This window comes from Alteromonas sp. 38, assembly GCF_902506055.1.
Taxonomy (GTDB): domain Bacteria; phylum Pseudomonadota; class Gammaproteobacteria; order Enterobacterales; family Alteromonadaceae; genus Alteromonas; species Alteromonas lipotrueae.
Genome location: NZ_LR733300.1, coordinates 4,098,181 through 4,110,785, shown reverse-complemented (window position 1 = coordinate 4,110,785; position 12,605 = coordinate 4,098,181). Strand labels below are relative to the sequence as shown.

Annotated in this window: 12 protein-coding genes; all 12 read left to right on the top strand. The window is 41.7% G+C overall.

Annotated features, from left to right (window positions below; genetic code table 11):
- The first annotated feature begins 31 nt into the window (after positions 1–31).
- The 12 genes from rpmJ (at position 32) to FLAVO9R_RS17660 (ending at position 12,378) form a co-directional block, all read left to right on the top strand.
- Complete coding sequence (rpmJ, locus tag FLAVO9R_RS17715) at positions 32–145, top strand: 50S ribosomal protein L36 (protein WP_013786217.1); 114 nt, start codon at positions 32–34, stop codon at positions 143–145.
- A gap of 174 nt (positions 146–319) precedes the next feature.
- Complete coding sequence (gene rpsM / locus FLAVO9R_RS17710) at positions 320–676, top strand: 30S ribosomal protein S13 (RefSeq protein ID WP_013786216.1); 357 nt, start codon at positions 320–322, stop codon at positions 674–676.
- Between the two features lie 14 nt (positions 677–690).
- Positions 691–1,083, top strand: a complete 393-nt coding sequence (rpsK, locus tag FLAVO9R_RS17705) for a 30S ribosomal protein S11 (RefSeq protein WP_013786215.1) — start codon at positions 691–693, stop codon at positions 1,081–1,083.
- A 24-nt stretch (positions 1,084–1,107) separates the two neighbouring features.
- Positions 1,108–1,728 (top strand): 30S ribosomal protein S4, encoded by a 621-nt coding sequence (rpsD, locus tag FLAVO9R_RS17700; RefSeq protein WP_013786214.1) that lies wholly within the window; start codon positions 1,108–1,110, stop codon positions 1,726–1,728.
- Positions 1,729–1,747: 19 nt separating this feature from the next.
- Positions 1,748–2,737: a DNA-directed RNA polymerase subunit alpha gene (locus tag FLAVO9R_RS17695; protein ID WP_041452624.1), complete on the top strand. Its 990-nt coding sequence runs from the start codon at positions 1,748–1,750 to the stop codon at positions 2,735–2,737.
- Positions 2,738–2,778: 41 nt separating this feature from the next.
- Entirely contained in the window at positions 2,779–3,180 is a 402-nt protein-coding gene (gene rplQ, locus FLAVO9R_RS17690) for a 50S ribosomal protein L17 (RefSeq protein ID WP_013786212.1), read from the top strand.
- A gap of 210 nt (positions 3,181–3,390) precedes the next feature.
- Positions 3,391–4,797: a mannose-1-phosphate guanylyltransferase/mannose-6-phosphate isomerase gene (locus FLAVO9R_RS17685; protein WP_159533483.1), complete on the top strand. Its 1,407-nt coding sequence runs from the start codon at positions 3,391–3,393 to the stop codon at positions 4,795–4,797.
- 214 nt (positions 4,798–5,011) lie between these two features.
- The gene (locus FLAVO9R_RS17680; RefSeq protein WP_159533481.1) at positions 5,012–7,294 is read left to right on the top strand and encodes a glycosyltransferase family 2 protein; all 2,283 of its coding nucleotides are present in this window, start codon (positions 5,012–5,014) and stop codon (positions 7,292–7,294) included.
- Positions 7,295–7,316: 22 nt separating this feature from the next.
- Positions 7,317–8,279 (top strand): hypothetical protein, encoded by a 963-nt coding sequence (locus FLAVO9R_RS17675; protein WP_159533479.1) that lies wholly within the window; start codon positions 7,317–7,319, stop codon positions 8,277–8,279.
- A 1-nt stretch (position 8,280) separates the two neighbouring features.
- Complete coding sequence (locus tag FLAVO9R_RS17670; RefSeq protein WP_159533477.1) at positions 8,281–9,351, top strand: glycosyltransferase family 2 protein; 1,071 nt, start codon at positions 8,281–8,283, stop codon at positions 9,349–9,351.
- A gap of 94 nt (positions 9,352–9,445) precedes the next feature.
- Entirely contained in the window at positions 9,446–11,218 is a 1,773-nt protein-coding gene (locus FLAVO9R_RS17665) for a sulfatase-like hydrolase/transferase (RefSeq protein WP_159533475.1), read from the top strand.
- A 188-nt stretch (positions 11,219–11,406) separates the two neighbouring features.
- Positions 11,407–12,378 (top strand): hypothetical protein, encoded by a 972-nt coding sequence (locus FLAVO9R_RS17660; RefSeq protein WP_159533473.1) that lies wholly within the window; start codon positions 11,407–11,409, stop codon positions 12,376–12,378.
- The last annotated feature ends 227 nt before the right edge of the window (positions 12,379–12,605 follow it).

Sequence of the window (12,605 nt, the reverse complement as noted above, 5' to 3'; positions counted from 1 at the left end):
CCCTTAATTTATAAGATAGGGGAGTGATGTAATGAAAGTTCGTGCATCAGTTAAAAAGATTTGCCGTAACTGTAAAGTTATCAAACGCAACGGTGTTGTGCGCGTAATTTGTACAGAGCCGAAGCATAAGCAAAGGCAAGGTTAATCTACGCGGTACTGAATACTCGCAAAGCCAATAAGCAGGGCCTGACTTATACTTATCAGGTTCTGCTGGTTTTGTTTAAAGTGTTCAGAACCTAAATATTTGCAATTTAGTTGACGGGTAAGTATCCTATCGGGCTTTTTAGGTCGTCAACAATAAATTAGAGGAGTGCTGTTAATGGCCCGTATCGCTGGCATTAACATTCCTGAGCACAAGCATGCTGTAATCGCTATCCAAGCGATCTATGGCGTTGGTCCTACACGTGCTAAAAGCATTTGTGTAGGTGCTGGTGTTGCAGAAGATACAAAGATCAAAGAGCTAGACGAAGCGACTATTGATAAGCTTCGTGACGAAGTGGCTAAATTTACCGTTGAAGGTGATTTACGCCGTGAAGTCTCTATGAGCATCAAACGTTTGATGGACCTGGGTTGCTTCCGTGGTATTCGCCACCGTCGTAGCTTGCCTCTACGTGGTCAGCGCACTAAAACAAATGCGCGTACCCGTAAAGGTCCTCGTAAGCCAATTAAGAAGTAAACGGGGAATAAGTTATGGCTAAAGCACCAGCTCGTAGTACGCGTAAGCGCGCTAAACGTCAGGTTGCAGACGGTATGGCTCATATCCATGCGTCTTTCAACAACACAATTGTGACTATTACAGACCGTCAAGGCAATGCATTAGCATGGGCGACATCTGGTGGTTCAGGTTTCCGTGGTTCACGTAAATCTACCCCATTTGCTGCACAGGTTGCTGCAGAGCGTGCAGGTGTTGCTGCACAAGAATACGGTCTTAAAAACCTAGAAGTGTTTGTAAAAGGTCCAGGTCCAGGCCGTGAGTCTGCGATCCGTGCTCTTAACGCTACTGGTTATAAGATCACAAATATTACCGATGTGACACCAATTCCTCACAACGGTTGTCGTCCACCGAAAAAACGTCGCGTTTAATCGACGGACAGTTGGAGAAAGATCATGGCAAGATATTTGGGTCCAAAACTCAAACTTAGCCGTCGCGAAGGAACTGATTTGTTCCTTAAGAGCGGCGTTCGCGCAATCGATTCTAAATGTAAAATCGATACAGCGCCTGGTCAGCATGGAGCCCGTCGTGGCCGTTTGTCTGACTACGGTGTTCAGCTGCGTGAAAAACAAAAAGTTCGTCGTATGTATGGCGTTCTTGAAAAGCAATTCCGTAACTACTATAAAGAAGCTGCACGTCTAAAAGGGAACACAGGTGAAAACTTGTTACAACTTTTAGAAAAGCGTCTTGATAACGTAGTTTATCGTATGGGATTTGCTAGCACACGTGCAGAAGCACGTCAGCTAGTTAGCCACAAGGCGATCATGGTAAATGGTCAAGTTGTGAACATTCCATCATTCAACGTTTCTGCCGAAGACGTGGTTTCTGTTCGTGAAAAAGCTAAGAAGCAAGCTCGTATCGTAGCTGCTTTGGAACTGGCTGACCAACGCGAGAAGCCAACTTGGATTGAAGTAGACAGCACTAAAATGGAAGGTACTTTTAAGCGCCTACCAGAAAGAACTGATTTGTCTGCGGAAATTAACGAACAGTTGATCGTTGAACTTTACTCTAAGTAAAGCTAACTAAAGAGGAAGCATTGTGGGTTCTGTGACTGAATTCCTTAAACCGAGATTAGTTGAGATCGAAAACGTTTCTCCTACTCGTGCCAAAGTAACTTTGGAACCACTAGAGCGCGGCTTTGGCCACACTCTAGGTAACGCCCTACGTCGTATCTTGTTGTCATCCATGCCAGGATGCGCAGTTACTGAAGTAGAAATTGATGGCGTTCTTCACGAGTACAGCACCAAAGAAGGTGTGCAAGAAGACGTAATTGAAATCTTGCTAAATCTTAAAGGTTTAGCGGTTCGCCTTGAAGGTAAAACTGAGGCAACCCTAACTCTAGTGAAATCTGGCGCTGGCCCTGTTGTTGCTGGTGACATTCAGCATGATGGCGACGTAGAAATTGTTAACCCTGACCACTTAGTTTGTACTTTAACTGGCGAAGCTGAAATCAGCATGCGCATTAAAGTAGAAATGGGTCGCGGTTATGTACCAGCTTCTACCCGTCGCTCCTCTGAAGAAGATGATCGTCCAATTGGTCGTTTGTTAGTTGATGCTTCATACAGCCCAGTAGAGCGTATAGCTTATAGTGTAGAGTCTGCCCGTGTTGAACAACGCACAGACCTAGACAAATTGATTATCGATATGGAAACGAACGGTACTTTAGATCCTGAAGAAGCGATCCGCCGTTCTGCGACTATCCTAGCTGAACAGCTTGATGCATTCGTAGATTTACGTGATGTGTCTGAGCCAGAAGCGAAAGAAGAGAAGCCGGAATTTGATCCGATTCTACTTCGCCCAGTTGATGACCTAGAGCTAACTGTACGTTCTGCTAACTGTTTAAAAGCAGAAGCTATCCAGTACATTGGTGACCTGGTTCAGCGTACTGAGGTTGAGCTACTTAAAACGCCAAACCTTGGTAAAAAATCGCTAACTGAAATCAAAGATGTTCTAGCATCTCGTGGACTTTCTCTAGGTATGCGCCTAGAAAACTGGCCGCCTGAGAGCATCGCTGAAAAAGATTAATCAGGTTTTTAATAAACTGATTTGTAGAGAAGGATAAAACTATGCGCCATCGTAAGAGTGGTCGTCAGTTGAATCGCAACAGCAGCCATCGTCAAGCTATGTTCAAGAACATGGCCGGCTCTTTGGTCAAGCACGAAGTGATCAAAACGACGTTACCAAAAGCGAAAGAATTACGTCGCGTTATTGAGCCTCTTATCACTATGGCTAAGCAAGACAGCGTTGCAAATCGCCGTTTAGCTTTCGCCCGCACTGGTGATAAAGAAGTTGTTGGTAAACTATTCAACGAGCTTGGTCCTCGTTACGAAGCTCGCCCAGGCGGATACACTCGCATTCTTAAATGCGGACTCCGTGCTGGCGACAATGCCCCTATGGCATACGTTGAACTAGTAGACCGTCCAGTTGTTGAAGCTGAAGAAGAAGCAGTAGAAGCAACTGAAGAGTAATAAATACTCTTAATTCTGATAATTCAGAATTATTAAAAAACCCGGCTTAGGCCGGGTTTTTTGTTTATGAAAATTAATATCCACATCAAGTAATAATTAATCCGGTTAATTGCAGGAAGCCCCGTTTCATACCTAAACAAATCTTTGTATACTTAAAGGATAATAAAGTATCAGGACGTGAGAGTTCTCTCACCCATTAAGGAAGTTAATATGAAACCAGTAGTACTTGCAGGCGGCACTGGAAGCCGCTTATGGCCAAAATCAAGAGCGGCGTTACCTAAACAGTTTCTGTCACTTACATCCGATAACACCATGTTGCAAGACACTATCGTTCGGTTGAATGGCACTAAAGCCCAAAGCCCCATTTTCATATGTAATGATGCCCATCGCTTTTTGGTTGCAGAACAATTACGTCAAAAAGATATTAACCACGGCGGTATTTTGTTAGAGCCAGTTGGCCGTAATACTGCACCTGCTATTGCACTAGCGGCGTTGCATGCAACGATGAATGGCGAAGACCCTGTTTTACTCGTGCTAGCAGCTGATCACTTAATCAAAGATGAGCCTGCATTCCATACTGCAATCGAAAAAGCAGAAAAGTTAGCTGAGCAAGGTAAATTAGTGACGTTTGGTATAGTGCCAGATCAACCACATACGGGTTACGGCTACATCAAAGCTGGGAGTACACTCGGTGATGGTTATGAAGTTGCTGAGTTCGTTGAAAAGCCAGCGCTTGAAACTGCAAAAGGATATGTAGATTCTGGCGACTATTATTGGAATAGTGGCATGTTTATGTTCAAAGCTAGCAGGTATTTAGAAGAGCTAGAAAAATACAGCCCTGAAATGCTAGACGTATGTAAACGCGCCATCGATACAGAAGCCCCAGACCTAGATTTTATCCGGGTTGATCATGATATTTTTGCTACCTGCCCAGATGATTCTATCGATTACGCAGTAATGGAAAAAACTGACAGTGCTGCTATGGTACCGCTTGATGCACAGTGGAGTGATGTAGGCAGCTGGACGTCATTATGGGAAACTGCGGAAAAAGACCAAAATGGTAACGTTTCTGTTGGTGATACCATTCTAGAGAATACAAAAAGCAGTTACGTGAATGCTGAGCAGCGCTTAGTATCAGTTATTGGTTTAGAAGACGTTATTGTAGTTGAAACCAAAGATGCGGTGATGGTCGCTCACAAAGACGATGCACAGAGCATCAAGAATGTAGTCAATAAACTTAAAGCTGAGAAACGTCCAGAATTTCAATTCCATCGTGAAGTTTTTCGCCCATGGGGAAGTTACGATTCAATTGATAACGGTGCCCGTTTCCAAGTTAAGCGTATTACTGTAAAACCTGGCGAAAAGCTTTCGGTCCAAATGCACCACCATCGCGCTGAGCACTGGATAGTAGTATCGGGCAGTGCCAATGTCACCATTGATGATAAAACCACATTAGTCACCGAGAACCAATCGGTTTACATTCCTATAGGTGCGGTTCACGCTCTAGAAAATCCGGGTAAGATCCAATTAGAGCTTATTGAAGTTCAGTCAGGCGCCTACTTAGGTGAAGACGATATTGTGCGTTTTTCTGATAGGTATGGGCGTGTAGCTAAGTAAAAAAGACAGTTAAAATATTTAAAAAGGCACCCATTGGTGCCTTTTTCTTTTTGTGCAATTATGTCATCGCTTAATATCATCATTCTCGTGTGTTTCAATTTTATTAAATGCGGTATGATTAGCGCCGTAAAGGTATGTAGTAAACCTTCTACGTAACAAATGAAGTTTAAGGAAAGCATTCTAAGCTTTATATAGGAAAAGGTGTCCACCCGTTTTGTTATCTAAAATTCTCAAGCCTGCAACTTTAAAACGATTAGCCTATTGGCTAGCCAAAAAGTTAATCATTGTTCCCCATCATGAGTTAGCGCCAGTCAAGGCAGACAATAGTGGTTCCAGTTGGGTATCAACGGGAGATGACCCGCAATTCATTATTCATCCTGCGCGACGCATTCCCACTCGTAGCTTTAGTAAAGGGTGGTACCTTTTGCGTATAAAGATTAACGAGGCAAATCATCAGTCGCACATAGGAAAGCTTTATTCTAACCTTCAAAAGGGTGAATTGGTGTCTATCGATGTGCCTTGGCATAGCACTAAGTTCGTGAATAGAGTTTTCTACCTTGAAAGTGCAAACGCTATGCTCAGGTTCGACCCTTGTGATGCAGAAACAGAGTTCACAATAAATACTTTCATGATTTCAAAAGTGCCCTCCTTCATTGCAATGAGGCACATGAAACAGCGCTTGTACAAGTTACTTAGTCATGTAGATAACATTGAGGAGTACTTGGCCGCGAACTGCAGGCTGAACGGTGGGCGGTTAGTAGATACCGTTTACCAAGAATACAATAATACATTTACTCATGGTGCAATGGAGAAAAGCTATCCGTTTTGGGTAGAGTTTGATGAGCCGCGTGCCATAGAGAAGATGAAGCAAGCTTTCACTGCAAATCAGTCTGAAGTAAAGTTTTCTATCATATTGCCGACGTACAATACCGACCCTGTGTATTTAAAAGCATGTATCGATTCTGTAGTTCAACAAACGCATCAAAACTGGGAACTTTGTATAGCAGACGATGCATCAACTAACATGGAAACCATCGAAGTATTAAAGGCATATGAACAGAAGTATCCTAATATAAAAGTGAAATTGCTCAGTGAAAATGGGCATATTTCCAAAGCAAGTAACGAAGCATTAGCCTTAGTGGCTAATGATTACGTTCTCTTACTTGATCACGATGACACTTTACCTGCACATACGTTATCGTTCTTTGCAAAGGCCATTACAGAGAATGCATCAGCGCAAGTTCTGTATGCCGACGAAGATAAAATAGACGAGCAAGGAAATCGGCACCAACCGCATTTCAAGCCAGACTGGAATCCAGATTTACTGCTAAGTCAAAATTACATATGCCACCCAGCAGTTTATAAAACCAGCTTACTTAAAAAGGTTGGTGGTTTTAGAGTTGGTGTTGAAGGTTCACAAGATCACGATTTACTATTAAGAGCTACAGCTAATCTTAGTTGTGAAGAAGTGGTGCATTTACCCTTCATTCTTTATCACTGGCGAGTTATCGAAAACTCAACAGCGTCGAATGCATCAGCTAAATCGTACACAACCGATGCAGGAATTGAGTCGATAAAGCATTTCCTTTCGCAGACAAAGCAAAGTGCATCTGTTGAAAAAGGGGCATACCCCAACACCTATAAAGTTAATTGGGCTTTGCCTGCTAAACCACCTTTGGTGAGCTTGGTTATACCCACAAGAGACGGCTACGACATTCTGAAGCAATGCTTAGAATCTATCTACAATAAGACATCATACGAAAACTTTGAAATTATTGTTGTAGACAATCAAACGAGCTGTGAGAAAACATTAGCCCTCTTTAATGACTATTTAGACGGAAAAAGTAACTTTAGCGTGTTGAAGTGGGATAAGCCTTTTAACTATTCAGCAATTAATAACTTTGCGGTATCACAAGCAAGCGGAGACGTCGTTGGCTTAGTAAACAACGACATCGAAGTTATCAGCGAGCATTGGCTAACAGAAATGGTCTCCCATGCTTTAAGACCTGAAATTGGCTGTGTAGGGGCCAAGCTCTATTATCCTAATGATACTATTCAGCATGCTGGCGTTGTTTTAGGAATAGGCGGCGTTGCTGGCCACTCACACAAATACTTCCACAAGAGTGAACCCGGTTATTTTACGCGGTTGCATCTAGTCCAGAATATGTCTGCCGTTACCGCAGCTTGTTTACTAGTGCGTAAGTCTGTTTTTGAAGAGGTAGGCGGGCTAAATGAAGAAGACCTCACCATAGCCTTTAACGATGTGGATTTTTGTTTGAAGGTACATACCGCAGGCTATCGAAACCTGTTTACACCTTGGGCCGAGCTTTACCACCATGAGTCGATAAGCCGTGGTGAAGAAGATACCCCAGAAAAAATCGCCAGATTTAATAAAGAAAGCGAATATATGAAGGAAAAGTGGATAAAGGTGTTATCGAATGACACGGCCTATAATCCTAACTTATCTATTACCCATGAAAATTTTTCGCTTCGATAGTGATTGAATATTTAGAAGTATTATGAACAATTTCCCCCTATTTTTTATACATATCCCTAAGACCGCCGGTTCTAGTTTTCGAGTGGCGGCTGAGCAATATTTTGGTTCTGACGCTACATATTTTGACTATGGAAAAGGCTCAAAAGAAACGCATCCCGATATAGTAAAGTATGAATACGAGTTGAAGGACAGATATCTTGCTGCAAAATGTATCAAGAGCAGCGCAAAGCTTTTGTCTGGGCATGTCATTTACCCCAAGTATGCACCGTTTTTTCAGCCTAAGAGCGTAGTAACTTTTGTTCGTGACCCTGCTCAACAAGTACGCTCTCATTTCGAGCACTTCTCAAGGCTCCACGGGTATAAAGGAAGTTTCAAAGATTTCATTAAAGAAAATCGATTTGCCAATATGCAATCTAAAGCATTAAATGGTGTATGGGCCGATGCTATAGGGTTTATTGGTATAACTGAAAGATACAACGAGTCAATCGCGCTATTTAATCAGTATTATGGTACTGACATTAAAGTACTTGATATAAACAAAAATACTGCGAAACCTTCAGGTGCTTATACGTTCAGTGAGGACGAGATTACATTAATTCGTGAAATGAACTCCCAAGACTTTGCATTTTATGACTATGCCTTGAAGCGATTTGACGTACATAAAAATCTTTTGAACAAAGGGCTTCCATTGGTTAGATTCGGTGAAATGAACTTGGCACCTAAAGACAAAGGAAAGCAGCTTAATATGTGGGGCTGTTGCTACGAGCAAGAAGAAGCTTTAGAAGCTTATATTTTACTAGACGACGAAGTTGTAGACCAACTGAAATTATCCGACTACAGGGCGCAGGGCGCTGAACGAAACATGCATCGCAGTGGCTTTGTGGGTAAGGTCTATAGATATCCAGCGACCTTTGAAAAAGGACAAATTGTAAAAGTCAGAGAAAAACAAACTCAGTTAATAATGTTTAGAGACGTAGTTAGCTAATATGTTTTTCAATCTATTACATAATATGAAACACGCGCTTACAAAGCGCTCGTCTGATTCGAAAATCAAGCTGGTTGCAATAGCAAAAAACGAAGCCGCATATTTAGCTGAATGGATTTTTCATCACCTCTATTTGGGTGTCGATGAGATTGAAATACACTTTAACCGCTGTAGCGACAATACGCTTGACTATATCGAAATATTTGAAAAGGACAGTCGAGTTAATCTCGTTAATGCAGATGATCTTTTTGAAAGCCACAAAGGAAACCCGCAAACTAAAGTTTACCAGGATGCTCTAGCGTCTAGCAGGATCCAAGGGTTCACACACTGCCTATTTTTGGACATCGATGAATTTTTGGTGCCTCCCGATATAGGCATGAACATTAAAAGCTTGATCCAGACATTAGATGAGCCAGAAGTTGTCAGCTTCCAATGGGGAAATAAATGTGAATCGGCTGAAGCGTTTACTCGGGCGATAGCACAACAGATTGATATATCGCGCTCCCTCCATGTTAAGAGCCTCATATCAACTTCTCTTAATAAGCCATTCCTGACCCCCCATGGCCCTCGAGACGATAAGTTTGAAAGAATATTGCCTAATGGAGACAAATTCGTATCAGATGGGAAAACTGGCGCAATCTTGTCGCATGAATTTCTTAATAGGCCTATAGATTCTTGGTTTGTGATGCATCGGATGTTTCGCAGCCAACGAGAATATGTAGCCCTACTAGCTAGAGGAAGACCAAACATCATACATAAAGGTGATGGAGTTTCTTCTCTAAAAAGTAACCGAAATGGCTATGGTCCATTTCCGCATCGTCAAAGTGTGAACTTTACGAGCTCTTCACTTAAGAAATACGAAAGCTATATGAATAAAAATTTAGAGCGACCAGCTCTTCAGCGCGCTATCGTAAAAGGAAGGCGCTATGTATCTAGCAACTTCGAGCTCGTTTTGCAGATAATAGAGAATTCGTCATCAGAAGATTTTGACCTAATCAAAAAGGTTACTCAAAGAGTGACGCTATCTGAAGTTCAAAATGCGCTTATTAATAGAGGTGTAAGGACTGAGTAGCTAACTTTTAACTTTATTGACAAAGGTTTCAACCCAATTCAATAATGGTCTAATTTTTCTTTATAACCACTAAGCCTTATTCGGAATAAAAAGTATGGATGCGATAAAACTGTTGGGCTTGTCCTTCTTAGTCCTAATATCTGTGTTTTCCTGTGGTGGCGAATCGCAACCGTCTTCACAGCAACCACCCTCAGACCAAAATCGACTAGGAAGCTCTTATTCAATAGACTTGGCGCAAGAGATTACCTCTGATGCAACGGTCTTTTTAACTTTAAACTCATCGCAAGCCAATAATACTCAGAATGTGACTGTCGAATCGTGGAGCTCATCGTTGAATGAGCCCCTAGATGTAGTAAATACAAGCGAGGGAATATTCAACTTTACCGTGCCTCAGGTAAGGAAAACTACCCCTTTTACAATTACTGCAACCTTAGTCGACGAATCTGGCAGTAAATTTACTGTCAGTGCACAGTCTTTGATTGTTCCTTCTAAACCAAATCTTATTGTAATTTTTACCGATGATCAGGGGTATGCCGACGTAGGAGCCCACAATGTTGTTAACGACATCGAAACTCCGAATATAGATAAACTAGCCGCTAACGGCGTACTGTTTTCTAATGGTTATATTACGGCTCCGCAATGCACCCCCTCAAGGGCGGGAATGATTACAGGCATGTACCAGCAACGATTTGGGGTAGATGATAATAGGTACACTCCAATCCCCAAAAACGTGGTCACAATGGGTGAGCGTTTTTCAGATTTGGGTTATACCACTGGGTTAGTGGGGAAATGGCATCTTGAGATCGATCAAAATTCAAAACCATGGTTTAGGGAAAATTTTCCGGATACTCCTATTGAAGAGTTTAATCCAGGAAAGTTACCATCATCACTAAAAGAGCAATTTTATCCTTCATCGTTGGGCTATAAATATAACTATTTCGGTTATGCAAATCGCTATTGGACTAACTACGATTTGGAAGGCAATAAAACACAGTTAGGGTGGGTGAACAATTCAGACTACAGGCTGGATGTTGTTTCAGATGCGGCATCCCAATTTATTGATATAAACCACAACGAGCCGTTTTATCTTCACGTAGCTCACTACGCTCCTCATGTTCCCTTAGAAGCTACTGAAGATTACTTATCCTTATTCCCGGAACAAACTTCAAATCGCCGCAGGTATGCGTTAGCAATGATGTACGCCGTAGACTCTGGAGTTGGCAGCATAGTATCAAAGCTTGAAGAACACGGAATTTTAGATAATACGATCATCGCGTTTATTAGCGACAACGGCGCACCGATAGGTCTTGATTTTACCGATGCCCCTATTAGTGAGAAAAAAGAAGCATGGAATGGGTCGCTTAATACGCCTTTGCTAGGTGAAAAAGGCATGTTGACTGACGGCGGCATAAAAGTCCCCTTTATCGTACACTGGCCAGACAAGCTGCAAACTAACACTGTTATCGAAGAGCCAGTTATTAGTCTGGATGTTCTATATTCGGCAATAAAAGTTGCTGGGGCGACTGAAGATACATTGTCTGAGCTAGATGGCGTCGATATTTTCCCAACAGAAGGATTTAATAAAAACTACCTATCAGAAAGACCACTTTTTTGGCGGTTTTGGAATCAGTCAGCGGTTAGGCTAGGGAAGTATAAATATCTAAGAATGGGCCCAGATTATGAGTTTCTATTCGATTTATCCTCTGAAGAGTCGAGTTCAAACAACTTAATTTCCAACATGCCAGAGAAAGCCGCAGAGCTCAGAAGTTTGTATGAACAGTGGAATGCAGAAATGCTAAGACAACCTCAGCAAGATAGTCTAAATTCTCAAGAACGAGATTGGTTGTCTTTTTATTTAACACCTTGATACTTTGCAAGTGCTGTTGAGACAGGTAGCTTTTTTGATACTTAACAGTATTCATGAATTTTAAGTGCAAAATTCCAGTGCAAAGTTAATTCATGGAAAAAGAATTGAAGTCGCATGTTAAACTGAAGCCCAGCGTACAATGCTAATCTTTCAATCTCCCATGAAATTTTTCTATTAGATAGGACAAAATGGAAGCAATAAATTACCCATTATTTTTTATTCATATATCTAAAACAGCAGGTTCTAGTTTTCGCGTTGCGGCAGAGCAGTACTTTGGGAAAGAGCATGTTTTCTATGATTATGGGCCCAAAGCGAAAGAGACTAATCCAGAAATTCGAGCGTTAGAATATGAAAAGCGTGACAGGTATGCTTCTGGGATAAACATAGTGGAGAAAGCAAAGTTTGTTACAGGGCATGTGAATCATCCCAAATACGCTCCATTTATTCCTGCGAAGAATGCTATTACCTTCGTCCGAGACCCTCTCCAACAAGTCCGTTCCCACTACGAGCACTTTACGCGGCACCATCGTTATAAGGGCTCTTTTAGTGATTTTGTTAAAGAACCTCGGTTTAGAAATGCTCAAAACAAAGCGCTACAAGGAACTTGGCCTGATGCTATTGGCTTTATTGGTTTGACTGAGCGTTACAGCGAATCACTAGCGCTAATTAACAAGATGTATTCTATTGATATCCAGGGGCTCGATATCAATAAAAATAAAGAAAAAAAATCATCTGAATATCTATTATCAGAAGAAGATGCTGCACTCATTAAGAAATACAATGAACCAGATTTCGAATTGTATGAATACGCTCTTAACCGGTTCGAGCGACAGAAATTAGCTGCCGAGTCAGAGCTCCCCTTCATTCGCTATGGCAAAACACACATGACTAAAGGTGTCGAAGGGAAAATAATGAAAGGCTGGGCGGCCGATTACGCTAGCCAATCTCCAGTAGCGTTAGAAGCACGTGTAGGTAAGAAAAAAATCGCTGACATTCTAGCAAGCGAGTACAGAAGCACCGCGAACGAGAGAAATATCCATCGAAATGGCTTTGTTGGGTTTAGTTTCCCTTATCCTAAAAAGCTTAAAGATGGTACCCAAGTAGATTTCGTAGTTAAAGGGACTGGGGAGTTACTTATAAGGGATATAGTGAATCGCTAAAAACTTAGATTAAGTGCTCTCTACTTAAATGCCCTAACATCCTAGTAATAAAGAAATGTACTCTAACTCTGAACGATACATGCGATGTGAAATGTATGCAACGTAGTGGTCCTTTAATGCTTTGTTTTGAAGCCTTTGTCGTTCTTTAGAGGAATGTAAAAAAGGCTTACCGTTGAAGAGCATCTTAATTCCTAAATTACTTTCAACAGAGGTAGATGAAGCTGAAT

Bases quoted from the DNA above. Each gene is read 5' to 3' on its own strand.
- FLAVO9R_RS17665 (WP_159533475.1), top strand. From the start codon at position 9,446: ATGGATGCGATAAAACTGTTGGGCTTGTCCTTCTTAGTCCTAATATCT.
- rpmJ (WP_013786217.1), top strand. From the start codon at position 32: ATGAAAGTTCGTGCATCAGTTAAAAAGATTTGCCGTAACTGTAAAGTT.
- rpsD (WP_013786214.1), top strand. From the start codon at position 1,108: ATGGCAAGATATTTGGGTCCAAAACTCAAACTTAGCCGTCGCGAAGGA.
- FLAVO9R_RS17675 (WP_159533479.1), top strand. From the start codon at position 7,317: ATGAACAATTTCCCCCTATTTTTTATACATATCCCTAAGACCGCCGGT.
- FLAVO9R_RS17670 (WP_159533477.1), top strand. From the start codon at position 8,281: ATGTTTTTCAATCTATTACATAATATGAAACACGCGCTTACAAAGCGC.
- rpsK (WP_013786215.1), top strand. From the start codon at position 691: ATGGCTAAAGCACCAGCTCGTAGTACGCGTAAGCGCGCTAAACGTCAG.
- rpsM (WP_013786216.1), top strand. From the start codon at position 320: ATGGCCCGTATCGCTGGCATTAACATTCCTGAGCACAAGCATGCTGTA.
- FLAVO9R_RS17685 (WP_159533483.1), top strand. From the start codon at position 3,391: ATGAAACCAGTAGTACTTGCAGGCGGCACTGGAAGCCGCTTATGGCCA.
- rplQ (WP_013786212.1), top strand. From the start codon at position 2,779: ATGCGCCATCGTAAGAGTGGTCGTCAGTTGAATCGCAACAGCAGCCAT.
- FLAVO9R_RS17660 (WP_159533473.1), top strand. From the start codon at position 11,407: ATGGAAGCAATAAATTACCCATTATTTTTTATTCATATATCTAAAACA.